This window comes from Tessaracoccus yangjingae (assembly GCF_054483935.1).
The window spans coordinates 1,631,509-1,654,258 of record NZ_CM137014.1; the positions used below are offsets into that span (position 1 = coordinate 1,631,509).

21 protein-coding genes are annotated in these 22,750 nt (G+C 71.3%); 17 read left to right on the top strand and 4 right to left on the bottom strand.

The features are described 5' to 3' along the window. Nucleotides 1-27: 27 nt before the first annotated feature. The 5 genes from serC (at nt 28) to ACX1D3_RS07040 (ending at nt 3,897) form a co-directional block, all read left to right on the top strand. A complete protein-coding gene (gene serC, locus ACX1D3_RS07020; RefSeq protein WP_458996268.1) occupies nt 28-1,110 on the top strand; it encodes a 3-phosphoserine/phosphohydroxythreonine transaminase in 1,083 nt (360 codons plus the stop codon). Nucleotide 1,111: 1 nt separating this feature from the next. Next, on the top strand, nt 1,112-2,281 hold the full coding sequence (locus ACX1D3_RS07025; RefSeq protein WP_458996269.1) for a phosphoglycerate dehydrogenase: 1,170 nt from the start codon (nt 1,112-1,114) through the stop codon (nt 2,279-2,281). Between the two features lie 44 nt (nt 2,282-2,325). After that, entirely contained in the window at nt 2,326-2,508 is a 183-nt protein-coding gene (locus ACX1D3_RS07030) for a DUF6191 domain-containing protein (protein WP_458996270.1), read from the top strand. A 61-nt stretch (nt 2,509-2,569) separates the two neighbouring features. Continuing rightward, nucleotides 2,570-3,406, top strand: a complete 837-nt coding sequence (gene cysE / locus ACX1D3_RS07035; protein ID WP_458996271.1) for a serine O-acetyltransferase — start codon at nt 2,570-2,572, stop codon at nt 3,404-3,406. 62 nt (nt 3,407-3,468) lie between these two features. Then, nucleotides 3,469-3,897: a CBS domain-containing protein gene (locus tag ACX1D3_RS07040; protein ID WP_458996272.1), complete on the top strand. Its 429-nt coding sequence runs from the start codon at nt 3,469-3,471 to the stop codon at nt 3,895-3,897. A 7-nt stretch (nt 3,898-3,904) separates the two neighbouring features. Here the strand turns inward: ACX1D3_RS07040 and ACX1D3_RS07045 are convergent, their stop codons facing one another. Continuing rightward, nucleotides 3,905-4,483, bottom strand: a complete 579-nt coding sequence (locus ACX1D3_RS07045) for an isochorismatase family protein (RefSeq protein ID WP_458996273.1) — start codon at nt 4,481-4,483, stop codon at nt 3,905-3,907. Nucleotides 4,484-4,535: 52 nt separating this feature from the next. Between ACX1D3_RS07045 and ACX1D3_RS07050 the strand changes: the two genes are divergently transcribed. After that, entirely contained in the window at nt 4,536-4,940 is a 405-nt protein-coding gene (locus ACX1D3_RS07050) for an NUDIX hydrolase (protein ID WP_458996274.1), read from the top strand. A 47-nt stretch (nt 4,941-4,987) separates the two neighbouring features. Here the strand turns inward: ACX1D3_RS07050 and ACX1D3_RS07055 are convergent, their stop codons facing one another. Then, a complete protein-coding gene (locus tag ACX1D3_RS07055; RefSeq protein ID WP_458996275.1) occupies nt 4,988-5,797 on the bottom strand; it encodes an aldose epimerase family protein in 810 nt (269 codons plus the stop codon). A gap of 52 nt (nt 5,798-5,849) precedes the next feature. Here ACX1D3_RS07055 and ACX1D3_RS07060 point away from each other — a divergent pair, with 52 nt between their 5' ends. The 9 genes from ACX1D3_RS07060 to ACX1D3_RS07100 all read left to right on the top strand — a co-directional run bounded on the left by ACX1D3_RS07060 (nt 5,850) and on the right by ACX1D3_RS07100 (nt 18,372). Then, entirely contained in the window at nt 5,850-6,341 is a 492-nt protein-coding gene (locus ACX1D3_RS07060) for a GNAT family N-acetyltransferase (RefSeq protein WP_458996276.1), read from the top strand. 31 nt (nt 6,342-6,372) lie between these two features. Further along, the gene (locus ACX1D3_RS07065) at nt 6,373-6,879 is read left to right on the top strand and encodes a phosphoribosyltransferase (protein WP_458996277.1); all 507 of its coding nucleotides are present in this window, start codon (nt 6,373-6,375) and stop codon (nt 6,877-6,879) included. 103 nt (nt 6,880-6,982) lie between these two features. Then, nucleotides 6,983-9,076, top strand: coding sequence for a transketolase (tkt, locus tag ACX1D3_RS07070; protein ID WP_458996494.1), 2,094 nt, complete (start codon nt 6,983-6,985; stop codon nt 9,074-9,076). 75 nt (nt 9,077-9,151) lie between these two features. Next, on the top strand, nt 9,152-10,828 hold the full coding sequence (locus ACX1D3_RS07075) for a S49 family peptidase (RefSeq protein ID WP_458996278.1): 1,677 nt from the start codon (nt 9,152-9,154) through the stop codon (nt 10,826-10,828). A gap of 77 nt (nt 10,829-10,905) precedes the next feature. Further along, entirely contained in the window at nt 10,906-12,612 is a 1,707-nt protein-coding gene (locus ACX1D3_RS07080; RefSeq protein ID WP_458996279.1) for a VanW family protein, read from the top strand. A 102-nt stretch (nt 12,613-12,714) separates the two neighbouring features. Then, nucleotides 12,715-13,035: a ferredoxin gene (fdxA, locus tag ACX1D3_RS07085; protein WP_458996280.1), complete on the top strand. Its 321-nt coding sequence runs from the start codon at nt 12,715-12,717 to the stop codon at nt 13,033-13,035. Further along, nucleotides 13,035-14,132 carry a succinyldiaminopimelate transaminase gene (dapC, locus tag ACX1D3_RS07090; RefSeq protein WP_458996281.1) on the top strand — a complete coding sequence of 366 codons (1,098 nt, stop codon included), beginning with the start codon at nt 13,035-13,037 and terminating at the stop codon, nt 14,130-14,132. The genes fdxA and dapC overlap by 1 nt, the downstream gene beginning before the upstream one ends. Before the next feature lie 459 nt (nt 14,133-14,591). After that, nucleotides 14,592-16,448 carry an ABC transporter transmembrane domain-containing protein gene (locus ACX1D3_RS07095; RefSeq protein WP_458996282.1) on the top strand — a complete coding sequence of 619 codons (1,857 nt, stop codon included), beginning with the start codon at nt 14,592-14,594 and terminating at the stop codon, nt 16,446-16,448. Then, the gene (locus ACX1D3_RS07100) at nt 16,441-18,372 is read left to right on the top strand and encodes an ABC transporter ATP-binding protein (protein ID WP_458996283.1); all 1,932 of its coding nucleotides are present in this window, start codon (nt 16,441-16,443) and stop codon (nt 18,370-18,372) included. Before ACX1D3_RS07095 ends, ACX1D3_RS07100 begins: the two co-directional genes overlap by 8 nt. 18 nt (nt 18,373-18,390) lie before the next feature. On the opposite strand, the gene ACX1D3_RS07105 is transcribed toward ACX1D3_RS07100, so the two are convergent. Then, nucleotides 18,391-19,215: a hypothetical protein gene (locus tag ACX1D3_RS07105; RefSeq protein ID WP_458996284.1), complete on the bottom strand. Its 825-nt coding sequence runs from the start codon at nt 19,213-19,215 to the stop codon at nt 18,391-18,393. Continuing rightward, complete coding sequence (gene dapD, locus ACX1D3_RS07110; RefSeq protein ID WP_458996285.1) at nt 19,215-20,147, bottom strand: 2,3,4,5-tetrahydropyridine-2,6-dicarboxylate N-succinyltransferase; 933 nt, start codon at nt 20,145-20,147, stop codon at nt 19,215-19,217. The genes ACX1D3_RS07105 and dapD overlap by 1 nt, the downstream gene beginning before the upstream one ends. A 92-nt stretch (nt 20,148-20,239) precedes the next feature. Between dapD and ACX1D3_RS07115 the strand changes: the two genes are divergently transcribed. Both ACX1D3_RS07115 and ACX1D3_RS07120 read left to right on the top strand, forming a co-directional pair. After that, nucleotides 20,240-21,811: a circularly permuted type 2 ATP-grasp protein gene (locus tag ACX1D3_RS07115; protein ID WP_458996286.1), complete on the top strand. Its 1,572-nt coding sequence runs from the start codon at nt 20,240-20,242 to the stop codon at nt 21,809-21,811. Then, on the top strand, nt 21,805-22,725 hold the full coding sequence (locus tag ACX1D3_RS07120) for an alpha-E domain-containing protein (protein WP_458996287.1): 921 nt from the start codon (nt 21,805-21,807) through the stop codon (nt 22,723-22,725). The genes ACX1D3_RS07115 and ACX1D3_RS07120 overlap by 7 nt, the downstream gene beginning before the upstream one ends. The last annotated feature ends 25 nt before the right edge of the window (nt 22,726-22,750 follow it).

The window sequence follows — 22,750 nt, forward strand, 5'->3', positions numbered from 1 at the left end:
CGTCGGGCGCACTGACACACTGGGCCCGTGCGCGTCTACAACTTCTCCGCAGGTCCTGCCATGCTGCCGCTCGCCGTCCTGGAGCGGGCCCAATCCGAGCTCACCGACTGGCTCGGGTCGGGCATGTCCGTGCTGGAGGTCAGCCACCGCGGCAAGGACTTCGTGGCCTGCGCGGCGGCCGCCGAGGAGCGCCTGCGGGAGGTCATGGGCGTTCCCGCCAACTACCGCGTCCTCTTCCTCCAGGGCGGCGCCATGGGGCAGTTCGCCGGCATCCCCATGAACCTCACCGCGCCCGGTGACCTCATCAACGTGCTCCACACCGGGCAGTGGACCAAGAAGGCGATCTCGGAGGCGAAGCGGCAGGGGCTCACCGTCGACGTCATCGCCGACGAGGCCGCGTCGAACTACACCACCACGCCCGCCGCCGGCAGCTACGAGGTGGATCCGCGGGCCCGGTACTTCTACTACACGCCCAACGAGACCATCGGTGGCGTCGAGTACTCCTACGTCCCCGACGGCGGCGCGGTGCCCCTGGTGGCGGACATGAGCTCCACCATCCTGTCGCGGCCGGTCGACGTCGAGCGGTTCGGCCTGATCTTCGCCGGCGCCCAGAAGAACATGGGCCCGGCCGGCCTGTGCGTGGTCATCGTGCGCGACGACCTCGTGGGCCACGCCCGCGCCACCACGCCGTCGATCTTCGACTACGCCCAGATGGCCGCGAGCGACTCGATGCTCAACACGCCTCCCACCTTCAGCGTCTACCTGCTCGGGCTGATCCTCGAATGGGTCCAGTCCCTCGGCGGGCTCGAGGCCATGGCCGCCCGGAACTCGGCGAAGGCCGAGAAGCTCTACTCCTTCATCGACGCCTCGGAGTTCTACTCCAACCCCGTCGCCGCCGATTCGCGGTCCTGGATGAACGTGCCGTTCGTCACCGCCAAGCCCGAGGGGGACAAGGCGTTCGTGGCGGAGGCGGCCGCCGCCGGGCTGACGAACCTCGCCGGCCACCGCAGCGTCGGCGGCATGCGCGCCTCCATCTACAACGCCATGCCCATGGAGGGCGTCGACGCGCTGATCGACTTCATGGCCGACTACGAGCGCCGGAACGCCTGACGTGACCTACCGGGTCCAGACCCTCAACGCCATCAGCGCCCACGGGCTGGCGCAGCTCCCGGCGGAGTCCTACGTGGTCGCCTCGGACATCGCGGACCCGGACGCGTTGCTGGTCCGGTCCGCCAACCTCAACAACCGGGAGATCCCCGCGTCCGTGCTGGCGGTCGCCCGCGCCGGGGCCGGCACCAACAACGTGCCGGTTGCGGAGCTGAGCGCCCGGGGAGTCCCGGTCTTCAACACCCCCGGAGCGAACGCCAACGCGGTCAAGGAGCTGGTGCTGGCCGGACTGCTGGTCGGCGCCCGCAACATCGTGCAGGCGGTCGAGTTCAGCCGGTCGCTCGACGGGACCCCCGACGAGGTCGAGGAGCTCGTGGAGAAGGGCAAGAAGGCATTCGTGGGGTTCGAGCTCCCGGGCCGCGTCTTCGGCGTGGTCGGACTCGGCGCCATCGGCGTCCAGGTGGCCAACGCGGCCGCCGCCCTGGGCATGCGCGTGCTGGGCTACGACCCGCAGATCACGGTGGGCCACGCCTGGAAGCTGTCGGCCACCGTCGAGCAGGCCACCTCCATCGAGGAGGTCCTCAAGCGTTCCGACGCCGTGTCGCTGCACGTCCCCCTGGTGGCGGGCACACGCGGGCTCATCAACGCCGACCGCCTGGCCCTCATGAAGGCCAAGGCGCTGCTGCTCAACTTCTCCCGCGCGGCGATCGTCGACGAGGAGGCCGTGGTGGAGGCGCTGGACCGGCACAGGCTGCGCGGCTACATCTGCGACTTCCCCTCCCCGCTGCTCAACCACCACCCGGCCGTGGTCGCCACGCCCCACCTCGGGGCGTCCACCGGCGAGGCCGAGGACAACTGCGCCGTGATGGCCGCCGCGCAGCTGCACGCCTACCTCGCCAACGGCGACATCACCAACTCGGTGAACTTCCCGGATGCCGTGCTCGCCCGCTCAGAGTCGACGATGCGCCTGGCGATCGCCAACGCGAACGTGCCCAACATGGTGGGCCGCATCTCCACGCTGCTGGCCGATGCCGGGCTCAACATCGCGGACCTCCTCAACAAGTCGCGTGGCGAGCTGGCCTACACCGTCATCGACGTCGAGGGCGCCGTCCCCGAGTGCCTCGCCGCCGAGATCCGAGCCATCGAGGGCGTCCTGTCGGTGCGCGTGATCTGAGCCTGTGACGCCTACAGTGGGATGAACCACAGGGAGGTGTGCGGGTGTCGGACTTCATGTCGATCTTCCAGCCGGGGCTGGAGTACGTCCGGCGGCAGCGCGACCTGGACAAGATCCTCGTCGTCGAGGAGGACCAGGGAGCTCCGGGCCCCAAGCCGCTCGACCTCGAGTCCGGCTCGGTCGTGATCACGTTGCCGCCGGCGGAGGGTTCGCCGTCAGCGGACTGATGCGTCGTCTGAACCGACGGTGGGTACCGTTGCAGGCGTCACACCACTCAAGGAGTTCCGCATGGATCCGAGCCGCATCGTCCCCGACGACCAGATCTGGGACGCGATCAAGCGCGAATGCGCGGAGGCCGCGGCCCACGAGCCGCTGCTCGCCGGGTTCCTGCACACCGTCGTCCTCAGCCAGCCGGACCTGGAGGACGCGCTCAGCCTGATCCTGGCCGCGAAGCTCGACAACACCACCCTCCCGGCGCTCAGCCTCCGCGACATCATCCACGACGTGATCCTCGACGACGAGTGCATCCAGCGCGCCATTCGCGCGGACCTTCAGGCCGTGGTCTCCAGGGATCCCGCGTGCCCCGGCTACGCGAACCCGCTGCTCTACTTCAAGGGCTTCCAGTCCATCCAGGCCTACCGGGTGGCGCACTTCTACTGGATGCACGACCGCAAGCCGCTGGCGCTCTACCTGCAGAGCCGGATCTCTGAGGTGTTCGCCGTCGACATCCACCCCGGCGCCCGGATCGGGAAGGGGATCATGTTCGACCACGCCACCAGCGTGGTGATCGGCGAGACGGCGGTGGTCGAGGACGACTTCTCCATGCTCCATGAGGTCACCCTCGGCGGCTCCGGCAAGGAGGGGGGAGACCGGCATCCCAAGATCGGCCGCGGCGTGATGATCGGCGCCGGCGCCAAGGTGCTGGGCAACATCCGTGTCGGCGAGGGCGCGAAGATCGGCGCCGGTTCGGTGGTCCTGCACGAGGTGCCGCCCCACACCACCGTCGCGGGCGTGCCGGCGAAGATCGTCAACGTGCCGGCGTCGGCGCTGCCCGCCTTCGACATGGACCAGAGCATCGACGACGAGGACGAGGCGCGACGGGCCAAGGTGGCGCAGGACTGGTAGACGACCCGCCACATTCGGCGGGATCTCTACCGCGCCCCCCACCTGCGGCGATACCGTGAGCCATGCGCATCAACGACGTCATCGCCAGCAAGGGCTCCACTGTCATCACCGCCCGCTCTGACCAGAGCGTCGCGGACCTCGTGAAACTCATGACCCACCACCGCATCGGCGCCGTCGTCATCACCGACGACGGTGAGACGGTCACCGGCATCGCGGGGGAGCGCGACGTGGTGCGCGCCCTGGGCGAGCGCGGGGCGGCGGCGCTGGAGGCCACCATCGGCGAGATTCTTGACCGCGACGTCCACGTGTGCGTCCCCGACGACGACATCGCCAGTGTCGCGGCGGCCATGACCGAGTACCGGACCCGCCACATGCCGGTGGTGCAGGAGGGTCACTTCGTGGCCATCGTCAGCATCGGCGACATCGTCAAGAGCCGCATCGACCAGCTGCAGACGGAGCAGGAGCACCTGATCAAGTACGTCCAGGGCTGATCCCCGCTCAGCCCTGACCGCCGCCCACCCAGGCGACGCGTTCCCCGGTGAGCTCCTCGACGACCCGAGAGGTGCCCGCCGGGTGCACGGCGGCCACCAGGCCGCCGAGCACGCGGGTCTCGAAGCCCTCGCGCGCCGCGTCGATCGCGGTGGCCCGCACGCAGTAGTCGGTGGCGATGCCGCACACGTCCACGTGCGTGATGCCGTGCTCGCCCAGCCACTGCGCCAGACCGGTCCCGTCGTCCCCACCCCCCACGGTGCCCTCGAACCCTGAGTACGCGGCGGCGAAGGAGCCCTTGTCGAACACGGCGTCGAAGCCGAACTCCCGCAGCGCCGGGTGGAGCTCCTGCCCGGGGGTGCCCACCACGCAGTGGGGCGGCCAGCTGTCCACGAAGTCGGGGGTGTCGGAGAAGTGCGCCCCAGGATCGATGTGGTGGTCGCGCGTGGCCACCACCCGCCGGTAGCCGTGATCCCCGGCCAGCAGCGCCGCCACCGCCTCGGCCACCGCGTTGCCGCCCTCCACCCCGAGCGCGCCCCCCTCACAGAAGTCCACCTGCACGTCCACAACGATCAGAGCCCTGGTCACGTCGATCCCTCCCGCTTCGGTCCAGCCAGCCTAACGCGGTACCCTCGCGCCCATGGAGCGACGCATCCACGTGACGGCGGTGGTGCTCCGCGACCCCTCCGGCAACGTGTTGCTCGTGCGCAAGCGCGGCACGACGAGGTGGATGAACCCCGGGGGCAAGCCCGAGGAGGGGGAGACGCCTGAGCAGTGCGGCGCCCGCGAGGTCCGCGAGGAGCTGGGCCTCGACCTGGATCACCGGCTTCTGGTGCCGTTGGGGCTGTTCGAGGCGGACGCGGCCAACGAGCCGGACCACACCGTTGTGGCGCACGTCTTCGCCTGGCCCGAGGCCGTCGTCGGCCCCGTGCATCCCGCGGCCGAGATCGACGCCGTGCGCTGGTCATCGGCCGCCGAGGCACTCGGGGGAACGGATCCGACGCTCGCCCCGCTCTACACGGGGGAGATCGCGCCGCTGCTGTAGCTGACGTGGAACTGGACGACGAAGACCCCGAACCTGTCTGGCTCTGCTCACACCTCGACGTGCATCGCGACCGTGTGGGTACCGCCCGCGGGGATGGTCACCGCGTTGTCCTGCACGCAGCCGTACTCCACGCAGGCGAACGCCGTCCACTCCCCGCTGGCGACCTCGCGGCCACCGGGACCCGGGTTCCACACGATCACGCTGGCCGCGCCGTCGGCGGAGAGCGCGATGCTGCGCACCGGGTCCCGCAGGGTCAGGTCAGGAGCGCCCGAGTAGACGCGGTCCAGGTGCCGCCCGACCGCGACGGGCACGTCCTCCACCGCCACGGCCGCGTCGACTGCGAAGTCGCGGAACGGCACTCCCTCCAGGCCCGTCACCGACGCGCCGCGGGCGTCGACCGCGAAGTACGGGTGCAGCGCGCAGTCCACGACGACCTCGCTGGTCGGGCTGGCCACGGTGAGCTCGACGGTGAGCCGCTCCCGGCTCATCCGCACGTCCAGGCGGTACGCGAGATCCGGCGGGTAGAGCTCGGCCCCGGGCAGGTGCGCGACGCCGGGGGAGTCCAGGGTGAGCACCACCCGGGCCCCGTCGTCGCTCTGCTCCAGCAGGTCCAGAGCCCAGGGCACCCTTGCCACCAGGCCGTGGCTGAACGGCACGTCGGCCCCCGCGCGGCCCGTCCCGAACCACGGCGCGCACACCGGGATCCCGCCGTGCCACATGTGCCCGACACTCAACCGGGCCTCCCCGGACATCCACAGCACCTCGCCGTGGCCGGCCGGCTCCCAGGACAGCACGCAGGCGCCCAGCTCCGCGACGCGGCCCCGCCCCCAGGTGCCGTGCAGCTCGTGAATGGTCATGCCCGTCACGCTACCCCCGCGACACCCGCCCAGCAGCCCATACGATGGCACCATGCCGACCATCCGTCCCGCCCAGAGCCGAGACCTGCCGGCCATCACCGACATCTTCAACGAGGCAGGCGTGGGCACCACGGCCTCCTACGCGCTGGAACCCGTGACCGTGGCCGACCGACGGGCGTGGTTCGAGCGGCTCACCGGCGCGGACTTTCCGGTCCTCGTGCTCGAGGACGACGGCGAGGTCATCGGCTACGCCAGCTACGGCCCGTTCCGCCCCCTGGCCGGCTACGCGCACACGGTCGAGCACAGCGTCTACATCCGATCGGGCCGCCGCGCCGCGGGCGGCGGGCGGATGCTCATGCTGGCCCTCCTGGACTACGCGAGGGGAAGGGGCGTGCACGTGATGGTGGGCGTCGTCGACGGTGCCAACGAGGACTCGCTGGCGTTCCACCGCAAGCTGGGCTTCGTCGAGTCGGGGCGCCTGCCGGAGGTGGGCCGGAAGTTCGACCGGTGGCTCGACGTGGTGTTCATGACCCAGCTGCTGTGACCGCGCACCGCGCGGCCACTAGCATGTCGTCATGGCTTTCCACGCTGACGCGAGCGATCTGACCCACAAGGAGATTCTGACGTGGGAGGGGTTCGGGGCGGCGCAGCGGGAGCTGGCCGGCCTCGTCGCGGAGTCCGGGTTCGAGCCGTCGATCATCGTGGCGGTGGCGCGGGGCGGCATGCCCGTTGCGGGCGGCCTCACCTACGCGCTGGGCGTGAAGCTCACCGACGTCATCAACGTGGAGTTCTACACCGACGTGGAGCAGACACTGCCGGACCCCATCCTGCTGGCGCCGATGATGGACACCGAGTCCATCGCCGGCAAGCGGATCCTCGTCGTCGACGACGTGGCGGACTCCGGCCGCACCCTGGGGCTGGTGATCAAGCTGCTGCGCGGCTTCGGGGCGGACGTGCGCAGCGCCGTGCTCTTCGCGAAGTCGCGCACCCTCGTCGATCCCGACTTCGTCTGGAAGCGCACCGACGAGTGGATCGTCTTCCCCTGGTCCGCCGATCCGCCCCTCACGGCCGCCCAGCGCTGAGCATCTGCCCAACCTCGGCGTGGACCCACGGCAACAGGTGGGAACCGCCGCGATCCGGGGAAGGGCACAGGATATTGTGATCCTGCACATCGGCGCCGCGGCCATGCCCGCTCGTCGCAGATCACAGTTAGGAACTGAAAACGTGACCCTTGAGTGGACCGAACAGGACTCCCGAGCCGTCGACACCGCCCGCATCCTCGCCGCCGACGCAGTCGAGAAGGTTGGCAACGGACACCCCGGTACGCCCATCTCGCTCGCGCCGGTGGCCTACCTTCTGTACCAGAAGGTGATGAACATCGATCCCACCGACGACCTCTGGCTCGGCCGCGACAGGTTCGTGCTGTCGGCGGGTCACGCGTCGCTGACGCAGTACACGCAGCTCTACCTGGGCGGCCTCGGGCTGGAGCTCGAGGACCTGAAGGCGCTGCGCACGTGGGGCTCCAAGACCCCCGGCCACCCCGAGTACCACCACACGAAGTTCGTGGAGTGCACCACCGGCCCCCTCGGCGCCGGCATCTCGAACGCCGTCGGCATGGCCATGGCCGCCCGCCGCGAGCGCGGCCTCTTCGACCCGGAGGCCCCCGTCGGCGAGTCGGTGTTCGACCGCCAGATCTACGTGATCGCGGGCGACGGCTGCCTGCAGGAGGGCGTCTCGTCCGAGGCCTCCTCCCTGGCCGCCACGCAGAACCTGGGCAACCTGACCCTCATCTACGACGACAACCGCATCACCATCGAGGGTGAGACCGACATCTCGTTCACCGAGGACGTCAACGCCCGCTACGAGGCCTACGGCTGGCACGTGCAGAGCGTGGACTGGACCAACGGCGGCACCGAGTACCGCGAGGACATGGACGCCCTGTACGCGGCCATCGAGGCCGCGAAGGCCGTCACGGACAAGCCCAGCTTCATCAAGCTCACCACCGTCATCGGCTGGCCGCTGCCCAACAAGCAGGGCATGCACGCCGTGCACGGCTCCAAGATCGGCGCCGACGAGATCGCCGCCCTCAAGGACGCCCTGAAGTTCCCGCAGGAGCCCTTCGCTGTGGACCAGGCCGTCGTGGACCACGCCCGTGCCAACGCTGCCGAGCGCGGCCGCGCGGCCCGCGCCGCCTGGGACGAGAAGTACGCCGCCTGGGCGGCCGCCAACCCGGAGCGCGTGGCGCTGCTGGAGCGCGCCGCGGCCCGCAAGCTTCCCGAGGACCTGAGCCTGCCGGTGTTCGAGGAGGGCAAGAAGTCCACCCGCGCCGCCTCCGGTGAGGTGCTCTCCGCGCTCGCGTCCCAGCTCCCCGAGCTGTGGGGCGGGTCCGCGGACCTCGCCGGCTCCAACAACACGACGATGAAGGGCGAGCCCAGCTTCCTCCCCGAGGAGCGCGTCACGCACGACTGGCCCGGCAACCCCTACGGCCGCACGCTGCACTTCGGCATCCGCGAGCACGCCATGGGCGGCATCCTCAACGGCATCAACCTCTCCGGCCTCACCCGCGCCTACGGCGGCACCTTCCTGGTCTTCGCCGACTACATGCGCCCGGCCGTGCGCCTCGCCTCCATCATGGGCGTGCCCACGGTGTTCGTGTGGAGCCACGACTCGGTCGGCGTCGGCGAGGACGGCCCCACCCACCAGCCCATCGAGCACCTCGCCTCGCTGCGCGCCATCCCCGGCCTCGACGTCGTCCGCCCGTCGGACGCCAACGAGACCTCCGTCGCGTGGGGCGAGATCCTGCGCCGCTCGGACCGCCCGGCCGGCATCATCCTGTCCCGCCAGGACCTGCGCACCATCCCGCGCGGCGAGAAGTTCGCCTCCGCGGAGGGCGTCGCCAACGGCGCGTACGTGGTGAGCGAGGCCGACGGTGAGGTGGCCGTGATCCTGCTGGCCTCCGGCTCCGAGGTGGAGCTGGCGCTGGCCTCGCAGGAGGCGCTGCAGGCCGAGGGCATCGCCACCCGCGTGGTCTCCGTGCCCTGCCAGGAGTGGTTCGACGAGCAGACGGCCGAGTACAAGGAGTCCGTCCTGCCCGCGGCCGTCACGGCCCGCGTGAGCATCGAGGCCGGCATCGCCATGGGGTGGTCGAAGTACCTCGGCGCCAAGGGTGCCTCGGTCAGCATCGAGCACTTCGGGGCCTCCGCCTCGGGCAACAAGTGCTTCGAGGAGTTCGGCTTCACCGTGGCCAACGTCGTGGCCACCGCCAAGTCGGTCCTCTGAGCCGCACCTCCACCGCTTGCCGGCGGCGTTTCCTCATCCGAGGGGACGCCGCCGGCGGCGTCTATGCTGGGCGGCATGGGCATCAAGGATGTGGTGGGCAATCTCGTCGGTGACAAGCCGATCGTGCTGGAACTCGACATGGCCCGCGGGGTGCTCGTGGCCAGGCCCACCAACCCCGTCCAGGCGATCCAGCTGATCAACAGCGCCACCCTCGGGGCGCTCCGCCAGCACCTGGCGGACGCGGCCGATGACCCGCGCGTCGTCGGCCTCATCGTGCACTCCGTACCGTCGCAGACCCTCCTGGCCCACATCGAGGAGATCGCCGGCCTGGTCGAGACGTTCGGGCAGAAGAAGCAGACCATGGCCTGGGCCGAGTCCTTCGGGGAGTTGTCCGGTGGCCTCGCGGCCTACCGTCTCGCCGTCGCGGCGGACCAGATCTGGGTGCAGCCCACGGGCATGTTGAGCATCGGGGGAGTGGAGCTCAGCATCACGCTGCTGCGTGGGCTGCTGGAGAAGGTGGGCGTGGAGCCGCAGTTCGGGCAGCGCCACGAGTACAAGACCGCCGCGGACAGCTATGCGGCAGATCACGTCACCGAGGCCAACCGCGAGATGATGACGCGCCTGGGCCAATCGCTGGTGGACGGGATCGTCGAGGCCGTCGCCCGCCGTCGAGGGCTGTCGGCCGAGCAGGTGTGGGAGGGCGTCAACGGGGCGCCGGTCACGCCCGAGCGCGCGCTCGAGCTCGGACTGATCGACAGGATCGGCTACCGCGACGAGGCCTACGCCGAGACCCTGGAGGCATGGGGCGCGCGGCCCGAGCATCTGCTGTTCGCGCAGCGCTATACCTCGAAGGCCGCGCTGAAGCGGAAGCTGCAGCGGGGGCAGGCGAAGGTCGCGGTGGTCTCCGTCCGCGGCGCCATCGTGACAGGTCGCGGTCAGCGCAGCCCCATGGGCGGCGAGCAGGCCGGGGCGGACGTCGTCGACGAGCACCTCCGCGCCGCGCTGCGCGACGACGACGTGAGGGCCGTGATCCTCGACGTCGAGTCGCCCGGCGGGTCCGCCGTCGCCTCGGACTTCATCAGGCGCTCCGTCCTGCGGCTGCGTGAGTCAGGCAAGCCGGTGGTGGCGCAGATGGGCCATGTCGCGGCCTCGGGCGGCTACTACGTGGCCATGCCGGCCGATGAGATCGTCGCCCACGCCGCCACACTCACCGGCTCCATCGGCGTCCTGGGCGGCAAGATGGTCACCCAGGGGCTCTACGACAAGCTCGGACTCATCCGCGAGGCCATCCCCATCGGGGAGAGCGCATCCTTCCTCTCCGACGCCTCGCGGTTCTCCGACGAGGACTGGGCGCGCCTCGACGCCTGGCTGGACCGGGTCTACCTGGACTTCACCACCTTCGCCGCGCAGGACCGGGGCATGGAGTATGCGCAGCTGGAGGCTCTCGCCCGGGGGCGGGTCTGGACGGGCGCCGACGCAAGGGACCGCGGGCTCGTGGACCACATCGGGGGCCGGCGGGTCGCGGTGGAGCGCGCGTGCGCGCTCGCGGGGCTGGATCCCAAGGACGTCAAGCTGGCCCACCAGGGGGATTCGGGGGTGCTTGCGCTGATCAGGCCGGCCACCTCCAGCGAGACGGCCGCGGGCGGCGTCGGTCTGCCGGACGGCGAGTCCGTCCTGGCGGGGCTCGCGGCACGGGTGGGCCTGCGCGGCCACGGCGTGCTCAGCCTGCCCTGGTCGCTGCGGGTGCGCTGAGCGCCGGCATTTGGGGGCGTCGTCGGCGTTTCGTACCATTGAGGTCGCTGTGCGGCGTTGGCCGCTGAGGGGTGAATGTGAAGAAGTCTGCGAAGATCGCGATCGGCGTCGGAGTCGGGGCCGTGGTGCTGGTGGGGGGCGGCTACGTCGCCTCCTACTTCGTCGCGGGCAGCCAACTGCCGGCTCAGGCCTCGGTGGAGGGGTTCGCGATCGGCGGCCTGTCCCCGGATGAGGCCGTCGAGACGCTCCGCACCCAGTTCGCGGACGAGGCCGCCGCACCCCTCATGCTGAGCTCCGGGTCGGTCGCCGTCCCGCTGCCGGCCGCCGAGAGCGGCCTCAGCACGGACTTCGAGGCCACCGTCCGCGCGGCGGGCGGCGGCTACAGCTGGAATCCCGCTGACATCGCCCGCAACCTCGTCGGGGGTGAGGACGTGGCGCTGGTGCGCACGGTCGACGAGGCCGCCCTGACGGACGCCGTCGAGGCGGTGGCGGACAACTTCGCCGTGGAGGGCGTGGACGCCACGCTCGCGTTCACGGACGGCCAGATCGCTCGCACCGCGGCGGTGGACGCCCAGCAACTGAACGTGGACGCCACGGTGGACGCGGTCGAGACGGCCTTCCTGGCGGGGGAGGACTCCGCCCAGGCCGCCACCCGGAACGAGCCGCCCGCGGTGACCGACGCCATGGTGGACGAGGCCGTCACCGCGTACGCCACCCCCATCCTCAGCGGGCCGGTCACGCTCACCTACAAGACCGCCAGCATGGACATCGCGCCAGCCACCATCGCGGGGGTGACCACCTTCTCGGTGACCGACGGAAAGCTCGCGCCCGTCATCGACGCCGACGCGCTGTCCGCCGTCGCGGAAGGCGCGCAGGAGGCCCTCGGCCTCAACCCCCCGAAGGACGCGGGCTACAGCTTCGCCACCGGGGTCCCGGTCGTGGTTCCCTCGGTGACCGGCGAGGTGCTGGATCCGGAGGCCTTCGTCGAGACCGTGAAGACGGCGGCCACCGCCACTGGCGCTGCCCGCACCGTCCCCGTGACGGTGACCACCCAGGAGCCCGAGTTCACCACCGCCGAGGCCCAGGCGGCCGCGCCGAAGGAGGTGATCGGGGAGTTCACCACCCGCTTCCCGCACGCCGCCTACCGCAACACGAACCTCGGCCGGGCCGCGTCGTCGGTCAACGGCACCGTGCTCCTGCCGGGCGAGATCTTCTCCCTCAACGACACGCTCGGCCCGCGCACCGCCGCCAACGGGTACGTCGACGGCTACGTCATCAACGGCGGCCGGCTCGTCAAGGAGGCGGGCGGCGGCATCTCGCAGGCCGCCACGACGCTGTACAACGCAGGGTTCTTCGCCGGCTACGAGGACATCGAGCACAAGCCCCACAGCCTCTACTTCGACCGGTACCCGGCGGGCCGCGAGGCCACCATCTACTACGGCTCGCTGGACATGCGGTTCAGGAACGACACCGAGTACCCGGCCATCATCCAGGGCATCATCACGAAGTCCTCACCCGGCAGCCGGGGCAGCCTCACCTTCAAGATCTGGTCCCAGCGCACCTACACCAAGGTCACGTCGACGGAGCCGGTGAAGTCCGGCTTCTACACCGGCGCCGAACGCGTGGTCACAGACACCCCGTGCGAGCCGCAGGCCCCCATCCGGGGCTTCACGGTCACCTGGCAGCGGCTCTTCTACCAGGGCTCCGAGGTGGTCAAGCGCGAGAACTACAGCTGGAAGTACAGCGCGGGTGACGCCATCACGTGCGCGGCCGCGGGCGGCTGATCGCCACGGGCTGAATCCCCCCGCCCAGCCGGTCGCGCGGGCGGGGCCCCGGCGGGCCGTGGCACGCTAAGCTGTCATCGTCCGCCCTTGAAGGAGTGAAAAGTGACGTACATCATCGGTTTGCCCTGTGTCGATGTGAAGGACCGCGCCTGCGTCGAGGAGTGCCCGGTTGACTGCATCTACGAGGGCAATCGCATGCTCTACATCCACCCCGAGGAGTGCGTGGACTGCGGCGCATGTGAGCCGGTGTGCCCCGTCGAGGCCATCTACTACGAGGACGACGTGCCCGAGGAGCAGGCCAAGTTCTACGACGTCAACGTCCAGTTCTTCGACGAGATCGGCTCCCCCGGTGGCGCGGCGAAGCTCGGCGTGATCGACAAGGACCACCCCATCGTCGAGGCGCTCCCGCCCCAGGGCGAGTGATGGGCCTCGGGGCCCGCCTGCCTGACTTCCCCTGGGACACGCTGAGCGACGCCAAGCGCGTCGCCACCGCCCACCCCGACGGCATCGTCGATCTCTCTGTCGGCACGCCCGTCGACCCCACGCCTCAGTTGGCGCGCGACGCGCTGGCCGCCGCGGCGGACGCCCACGGCTACCCGACGGTGTGGGGCGTCTCCGCCACCAGGCGCGCCATCCTGGGTTATCTGGAGCGCCGCTGGGCCGCCGTCGCCCTGCCGGACGAGGGCGTCATGCCGGTGATCGGCACGAAGGAACTGGTGGCGTGGCTGCCCACCCTGCTCGACCTCGGGCCCTCGGACGCCGTCGTGTTCCCGGAATGCGCATACCCCACCTATGAGGTGGGCGCCCTGACGGCGAAGGCTCGGGCCGTGCCCCTCGACGACCCCTCCCGGGTCCCGGCCGATGCCCGGTTGATCTGGATCAACTCCCCGGCCAACCCCACCGGCCGGATCCTCGGGCTGGAGGAGATGCGCGCCTTCGTGGCCGCCGCGCGGACGCGGGGCGCGGTGCTGGCCAGCGACGAGTGCTACGGCGAGTTCGCCTGGGAGGCCGAGCCCTTCTCCGTGCTGGACCCCAGGGTCAACGACGGCGACGCCACGGGCCTGCTGGTCGTGGGCTCGCTGTCCAAGCGCTCCAACGCCGCCGGCTACCGTGGAGGGTTCGTCGCCGGGGATCCCGCCGTCGTCCAGCGCCTGGTGGCGGCCCGCAAGCATCTCGGCATGATCGTGCCGGCGCCCATCCAGGCCGCGATGGTGGCCATGCTGGGGGACCAGGCCCACGTCGAGGAGCAGCGTCAGCGCTACCTCGCCCGCCGCGCCCTCCTCAAGCCCGCCCTCGAGGCGGCAGGCTTCCGGATCGAGCACTCGGAGGGCTCCCTGTACCTGTGGGCCACGCGCGGCGAGGACTGCCGCGACACCGTCGCCTGGCTGGCTGAGCGCGGCATCCTCGCCGCTCCGGGTGACTTCTACGGCGCGGCCGCCGCCCGCCACGTGCGCGTCGCGCTGACCGCCACCGACGAACGCGTCGCCGCGGCCGCCGCCCGCCTGTCGCACCCCGCCTAGCCCCCCGTCGCGCGGCTCCGCCGCCGTGCGTTGAGCCTGACACGGCTCTCGGTGTGGTGCGTTGAGCCTGATATCGACCTTGTCGCGGAATTGAACGTTCCAACGCTGTTTTCGGTGGTTGAGGTCGATTTCAGGCTCAAGTGGGGGTCATGACATGCGTGTCAGGCTCAAGTGTGGGCAATGAGATGCGTGTCAGGCTCAACTCCCTCCCGCAGGGAGGGGCGACGGGGCCGGGTTGACACGGCCCGAACGGCGTGCCTAAGGTAATCGGGTTGTCGTCGACCGTGAGGAGGTGCATGCAGATGTTGATCACCACTGCTGCCACCGGTCGGCTGCGCGCTCTCGCCGTCGCCTGACCGGAGCCGCGCCGGGGCCCCGCCCCACCCGTGACGCCTGAGCGTCCCCCCTCCTCTGATCTTCCGCGTCGACGTCACGACGCCGTCCCTCCAGGACCTCCCCATGCATGCATCGCCCCGCGGCCGGTACGACTTCCCGCCCGCAATCCCCGCCGACTCGCGCCCCGACGTGCGTTCGCCCAGCCGGTTCCTGTTCTGGCTGATGCGGTCGTACGGCTGGGTCGTGCCCGCGATGACGCTCGCCGCCTCGTCGTGGATGATCCCCGCCGCGCTGACCCCCTGGCTCCTTGGCCGGGCGATCGACGCCGGCGTGGTCAGCGGAGACCCCGCGGCCACCCTCGGGTGGGTCGCGCTGCTCCTGCTGGTCATCGTCGTCGGCGTGGTCGGCGGAATCATGTTCCACACCTTCGCGGTGCGGATGTGGCTGCTCGGTATCTACGGCGTCCAGCGCCGGGTATCGCGGCAGGCGGTCCACCTCGGTCACGTGCTCAACCGGCGCGTCCCCACCGGCGAGGTGCTGAGCGTCGCGTCCTCGGACAGCGACCAGTTCGGCGCCACCGTCGACTCCTTCGGGCACGTCATCGCGTCTGCCGTCAGCTTCCTGCTGGCGTCGGTCCTCATGATGACCACCTCCCCGTCGCTGGGGCTCGTGGTGCTCGTCGCCACTCCGGTGCTGCTACTGGCCTCGACGCCGGTGCTGGGCCCGCTCACCCGGGCGCAGTCGGCCGAGCGCACGGAGAGCTCGTCGCTGACCACCATGGCCACCGACATCGCCACCGGCCTGCGGATCCTGCGAGGGATCGGCGGGGAGCGGACGTTCGCCCGCAACTACGAGCGGCAGTCCCAGAAGGTGCGCGCCCTCGGCGTGCGGCTCGGCACCTGGCAGGCGGTCGTCGAGGCCACCAGCATCCTGCTCTCGGGCCTGCTGCTGGTCGCGCTCGTGTACCTGGGCTCGCGCCAGATGTACGAGGGCACCCTCAGCGTGGGCCAGCTGATCAGCTTCTTCGGCTACGCGGTGTTCCTCACCACGCCCATGCAGACCTTCTTCGACTTCGCACAGAAGTGGGTTCAGGGCCTTGTGGCGGCGCAGAAGACGCTCTCCTTCCTGGGCGCGGACGTGCCCTGGAGGCCCACCGGGGCGCCCCTCGGGGACGCGCCCGTCCTGCGCGACGAGGCATCGGGGGTGGTGGTGCGGCCCGGGCGGATGCTCGGCATCGTGTCGCCGGATCCGGACGCCTCCGCGGCGCTGGCCGACCGGCTGGGGCGCTACCTGCCGGAGTCCGCCGTCGAGACGGACGACGACGAGGAGCTCACCGGCCGGGCGCGGAAGGCCGCGCGCCGGGAACGGATCGCCGAGCGGGCGCGCAAGGCCGCGGCCGACGCCGAGCTGGCGTCCCGGCCGTGGGGCGTCACCGCCGACGGGGTGGACTACTCCGAGCTCGACATGGCCGAGCTGCGTCGCCGCGTCGTGGTGTCCCACACGGGCTCGGGCCTGTTCTCCGGCACGCTGCAGACCGCCGTCGACCCGTGGGGGACCCATACCCGCGACCAGGCCGAGCGGGCGCTGGTGGTCGCCTCCGGCGAGGACATCTACGACGCCATGCCCGGCGGATGGCAGGGCAGGATCGACGAGAAGGGCCGGGGCCTGTCCGGAGGGCAGCGGCAGCGCCTCGTCCTGGCCCGCACCCTGGTGCTCGATCCCGAGACCCTGATCCTGGTCGAGCCCACGTCCGCGGTCGACGCGCACACCGAGGCCCGGATCGCCGAGCGTCTGGCCGCCCATCGGCGCGGCCGGACCACCGTCGTGGTGACGGCGTCACCGCTGATGCTGCGCCACTGCGACGAGATCGCGGTGCTGGCCGGGGGCCGGGAGGTCGCCCGGGGCAGCCACGACGAGCTGCGCACCCACCCCGACTACCACCGCGTCATCGCGCGCGGCATGGAGGATGACGATGAGTGAACACCTGCTGGCGGAGTCCTCCGCCTCCACCTGGCGCACCGAGCCCCCCGAGCCCCGGCTCCAGGAGGGCCTGGACGTGCCCCGCGGAGGGGGACCGCGCGCCCGGTTGGCCGCGCTGGCCAGGCGGCACCACATCCGCACCGCGACCGCCCGGGCCGTGATCGCCGACGCGCGCTCGCCCGAGCACGGGTTCCCCGTGGCCACCTCGGGCCAGGCGGTCGGGTTCCTGGGCCGGATGCTCGAGGGGCATCGCCGCGCCCTGCTGGCGTGGGCCGTGGTGCTCAACGTCGGCGCGGCCGGCGCGGGGCTCGTCGCGCCGTTCATGCTGGGCCGGCTGATCGACCGGGTCACCGGCGGGCAGTTGGACCTCTCCGGGGTCACCGCTCTGGTGGCGATCATCGCCGGCGTGATCCTCGCGCAGGCGCTCCTCACGTTCGCCGCGCGGCGCGCCTCGGCCGTGCTCGGCTACGACCTGCTCGCCGCCGCGCGTGAGGAGGTGGTGCGGATCGTGCTCCGGCTGCCGCTCGGGCACGTGGAGTCGTCCGGATCGGGTGACCTGCTCACCCGGATCACCTCGGACGTGTCGAAGATGGCCACGGCGGCGCGCTGGGCGTTCCCGACGCTCATCGTCTCCATCGTCCTCATCGGCGCCACCCTGGTGGCCATGGTCCTCAACTCGTGGCTCCTGACGCTGCCCATGCTCCTGACTGCGGTGGTCATGTGGCTGGGCGGGCGCTACTACCTGTCGCGGGCGACGGCGGGCTACATCACCGAGTCGCGGTCCTACTCCGTCATCAACGCCACCACCACGGAGACCGTGGAGGGCGCCCGCACCGTCGAGGCGCTCGCGCTCGGCGACCTCCGGGTGGCGCAGCTGGACGAGGACACCGAGGTGTCCGCCCAGGCCGAGCGCTACACCATGACGCTGCGCAACATGCTCTTCGCCATGGTCGACTCGTCGTTCCAGCTGCCCCTGGTGGGGGTGGTGCTGCTCGGCACCTGGGGCCATGCGGAGGGGTTGGTCACCATCGGCCAGATCACGACGGCGGCGCTCTACGTCTCGCAGCTGCAGGGGCCGCTGGACCGCGTGATCGCGGTGCTGGATCACCTGCAGCTCGGCATCGTCTCGACCGCGCGCCTCATCGGCGTGGCCCAGGTGGAGGACGACCGCACCCCGGGCGACGGGCAGCCGGAGGGCGCCAAGCTCACGGGCAGCGGCCTGCGGTTCGGCTACCGGGAGGGCGTCGACGTGCTCCACGGGGTGGACGTGGACCTCGTGCCCGGGGAGCGCCTGGCCATCGTCGGCCCGTCCGGGTCCGGCAAGTCGACCCTCGGGCGGCTCGTCGCCGGCATCAACCGGCCCCGGGTGGGCGAGGTCACCGTCGGTGGCGTCGACGTCATGGACCTCCCGCTGGACCGGCTCCGCACCGAGGTGGCGCTGGTCACGCAGGAGCATCACGTGTTCGTCGGCTCGGTCCGCGACAACGTGGTGCTCGCGCGCGAGACCACCGCCTCCGACGACGAGGTGGAGCAGGCCCTGCGCGCGGTCGACGCGTGGGGGTGGGTGTCGCGGCTTCCGGGCGGGCTGCACGCGGAGCTCGGTCACGGCAAGACGCCGCTCACGCCCGCCCAGGCGCAGCAGGTGGCGCTGGCCCGGCTCATCGTGGCCGACCCGCACACCCTCGTCCTCGACGAGGCCACCTCCCTGATCGACCCGTCCTCGGCCAGGCACCTGGAGGGGTCGATGGCGGCGCTGCTCGACGGGAGGGCGGTCATCGCGATCGCCCACCGCCTGCACACCGCCCACGACGCGGACCGGATCGCGGTGGTCGAGGGCGGGCGCATCGTCGAGATCGGGTCCCACCACGAGCTCCTCGAGCTCGACGGGCAGTACGCCGACCTGTGGCGCACCTGGCGGAACTGACTCCGCCGACGGTGCGGCTCAGCCGAGCGTGAGGACCGCGGAGCCGGCTGCGGCCGGTTCCGCGGCATCGCGCCAGGCGCCGGCGGCGGCGGTCCACTCCCGGTCCCCGACGACCACGGAGGTGAGGCCGGCGGCGTAGCTGTTGGCGATCGCCAGCTGAGCGGCGGACCACAGCTGGGTCTCGTCGGCGGCCGCGACCGACCAGGAGGCGCCCTCACCCGAGACGGTCACCGCTTCGCCCAGGGCCCCCAGGACCCGCTCGAACGCCGTCGGATCCGGCGTGGGGGAGTCCTCGAAGCTCAGGCAGGCGATGCCCTCGGGCCGCGACCCGCGCAGCGCGCCGGCCACCCCCGTCGCCTTCGCCACGTGCTGCCGGTACGCCTCCGGGAACCCGCTGCGCTGCACCTGCTGGGCCACGTCGTTGATGTCGCCGGTCTCCCAGCCGGAGAACTTGACCAGTTCCTCGTAGAACCTGGCTGAGGAGTACCACGGGTCCATGATCTCCTCCTCGGTGCCCCAGCCGTAGGAGGGCCGCTGCTGGAAGAGGCCCAGCGAGTCCCGGTCCCCGTAGTCGAGGTTGCGCAGGTCCGACTCCTGGTAGGCCGTGGCGAGCGCGATCACGGCCGCCCGCTCGGGGAGGCCCAGCTCGACGGAGGCCGCCACGATGATGGAGGCGTTGCGAGCCTGCTCGGGCGAGAGCGCGGTGGAGCCGCCCTCGATCACGACGGTGCACTGCTCGGGCGTGACGCGCTGGTACACGTACTCGTACGCCTTCCACCCGGCGAACGCGAGGCCGGCGAGCAGCGCCAGCGTGAGGAGGGCCGCGATGAGGCCTCGGCGCATCAGTTGGCGTGCAGCGCTGAGTTGAGCGAGACCTTCGAGCCCCGACGGTGGCGCGCGAGGACCGCCCCGCTCACCGAGTCCCGCATGAACAGCAGGTCGTCCTGGCCGGACAGCTCCCGCGCCTTGACCACCGAGCCGTCCGACAGGGTGACCTTGGTGCCGGCCGTGATGTACAGGCCAGCCTCCACCACGCAGTCGTGGCCCAGCGAGATGCCCACGCCGGAGTTGGCGCCCAGCAGGCACCGCTCCCCGAGGCTGATCACCTCCTGGCCGCCGCCGGAGAGGGTGCCCATGATCGAGGCGCCGCCGCCCACGTCAGTGCCGTCGGCGACCACGACGCCGGAGGAGATGCGGCCCTCGACCATCGACGTGCCGAGCGTGCCGGCGTTGAAGTTGACGAAACCCTCGTGCATGACGGTGGTGCCCTCGGCGAGGTGGGCGCCGAGCCGGACCCGGTCCGCGTCCGCGATCCGCACGCCGGTGGGGGTGACGTAGTCTACCATGCGGGGGAACTTATCCACCCCGTAGACGGTGAGCTGCTCGCCGCGGGCGTGCAGCAGCATCCGCACACGGTTGACGTCTGCCACCCTGACGGGCCCGCGCGTGGTCCACGCGTTGTTGGGCAGCACCCCGAAGATGCCGGTCAGGTTCAGCCCGTGCGGGGCGACCAGCCGGGCGCTGAGCAGGTGCAGGCGCAGGAAGGCGTCCTCGACCGACTCAGGCGCCTCGTCGAGATCGATCTCGACGCGCACCACCTTGGACTCCACCTGCCGGATCTCGTCGACCTGCTGGGCCTCCACCAGCAGCGACGGCGGCTCGTCGGTCACGTCCGAGCCGAGCCGCGGCTCGGGATACCAGGTGTCGAGCACGGCGCCCGTGGTGTGGACGGTGGCCAGGCCCCAGGCCCAGGCGGTGCGGGTCTCGTTGGTCATGGCGGCCAGTCTAGTGGCGGCCCAGGTAAGGGTCGCGTTACAGATCGGTGCCAGGTGCGCTTCCCGCCCCCGAGACCCAATAGCCTGTGCGCATGAGTGCGCTGTTCGACGATTACCCGCCGGGGGAGGCTTTCGACGAGATGGTCGGGCCCGAGGGGATCCGGGCCTCGGCGCGGAGCGTCGCCGAGGGCCTGGAGCGGTTGGGGATCGACGAGGTCCGGGCGCGGGCGGAGTATCTGCGCACCATCTACATCGACCAGGGCGTCACGTTCGACATCGGCGGTGAGGAGCGGCCCTTTCCGCTGGACATCGTGCCGCGGATCATGCAGGCCGACGAGTTCGCCCACGTGGAGGCCGGCAGCAAGCAGCGGGTGCGCGCCATGGACGCGTTCCTCGACGACGTCTACACCGAGGGCCGCTGCTTCGCCGAGGGCGTGATCCCGCGGCACGTCGTGGCGTCGTCGCCGCACTTCCACCGCGCCATGGCGGGCTTCACCACCCCCAACGGGGTGCGCGTGCACATCGCCGGCATCGACCTGGTGCGCGGCAACGACGGCGCGTTCAGGGTGCTGGAGGACAACGTGCGCAGCCCCTCGGGCGTGTCGTACGTGATGACCAACCGTCGCGCCCTCAACGCCGCGCTGCCCGAGATCGCGGGCAAGCACCGCATCCGGCCCGTCGAGGACTACCCCTCGCAGCTGCTCAAGGCGCTGCGGGCGGCGGCGCCGTCGAGCATCGCCGATCCCACGGTGGTGGTCCTCACCCCCGGGGTCTACAACTCGGCCTACTTCGAGCACGCCATGCTGGCGCGGATGATGGGCGTGGAGCTGGTCGAGGGCCGTGACCTCGTGGCGCACGGCGGCCACGTGTCGCTGCGCACCACCCGCGGGCTGCGTCCTGTGCACGTGATCTACCGCCGGATCGACGACGAGTTCCTCGACCCGGCGGTGTTCCGGGCGGACTCCCTCATCGGCTGCGCCGGGCTCCTCAACGCGGCCAGGGCCGGCAACGTGACCATCGCCAACTCCGTGGGCAACGGGGTGGCGGACGACAAGCTGGTCTACACCTACATCCCGGACCTCATCCGCTTCTACCTCGGGGAGCAGCCCATCCTCGCCAGCGTGGACACCTGGCGGCTCGAGGAGCCCGAGGCCCGCGAGGAGGTGCTGGACCGGCTCGCCGAGCTCGTCGTCAAGCCGGTCGACGGCTCGGGCGGCAAGGGGATCGTGATCGGCCCCCGCGCCTCGCAGGAGGAGCTCGACAAGCTGCGCCGCCTCATCCTCAAGGACGCGCGCGGCTGGATCGCGCAGCCGGTGGTGCAGCTGTCGACCGTGCCCACCATGATCGACGGCGCGCTCAAGCCCCGCCACGTCGACCTGCGCCCCTTCGTGGTCAACTCCGGAAACGACAACATCTTCGTGCTCCCCGGGGGGCTCACCCGCGTCGCGCTCCCCGAGGGCGAGCTCATCGTCAACTCGTCCCAGGGCGGCGGGTCCAAGGACACCTGGGTGCTCACCTCGGGCAGGCCCGTCGCGCCGGCCATGCCCCCGGCGCCCCCACCCCGGCCCACCTCGGTGCCGATGTCGGAGCCGGTCCTCAACCGGGTCATCCGGCATCAGCACGAGCAGCAGCAACAGCAGGGCGGGGAGGGGGCATCATGCTGAGCCGCATCGCGGATTCGCTGTTCTGGATCGGCCGCTACCTGGAGCGCGCCGAGGACACCTGCCGCATCGTCGAGGTCCACCTCCACCAGCGGCTCGACGATCCCGGGGCCTACCCGGCGCAGGCGGCCAGGGACCTGATCCTGCTGATGGGGCAGGAGCCCGCGAGCGACGACCCGGACGTGTTGCAGGAGCTCTGCTACGACGAGAAGTCCCCAGTCAGCTTCCTCGCCGCCCTCGGCAGCGCCCGCGAGTCCGCCCGTCGGGCGCGTGAGACGGTGTCGACGGAGGTCTGGGAGTCGATCAACACCACTTGGCTGGCCATGCGAGGGGGGCGCCTGCAGCGGATGCGGCCCGCGTCGATGTTCAAGTTCGTGCGCGAGCGCTGCGCCGTCATCGCCGGCCTGGCCGACGGCACGATGAGCCACGACGAGGGCTGGCTGTTCCTCACGCTCGGCCGCAGCATCGAGCGCATCGACATGACGTCGCGGCTCCTCGCCACGCCGTCGCTGGTGGGCAACTCCCCGCGCGCCTGGGACCACGTGCTGAGCGGCTGCGGCGCGCACCACGCGTTCGTGCAGCGCTACGGGGCCCTGGCCTCCGATCGCGACGCCGCCGAGTTCCTCATCCTGGACCGGCTCTTCCCCCGCTCCCTCATCTACACCCTCAACACGGCGGTGGACTCGCTCGCCCTGCTCGGCCCGGGCAACCAGCGCATCCGGCCCGACGACCCGGCGACGAGGCTGCTGGGGGCGGCGCGCGCCACCCTCGAGTACCTGCCCGCGGAGGAGATCCTCCTCGACCTCACGGATCAGATGGCCCGCCTCCAGGTGGTGTGCTCCGAGGCCACCCAGGCCATCTCGGCGCGCTACTTCGAGGGCTCGGCGGCAGCCGAGTGGGTGGGTGGAGCATGGTGACGACCCAGCAGAGAGGTGGCCTCCG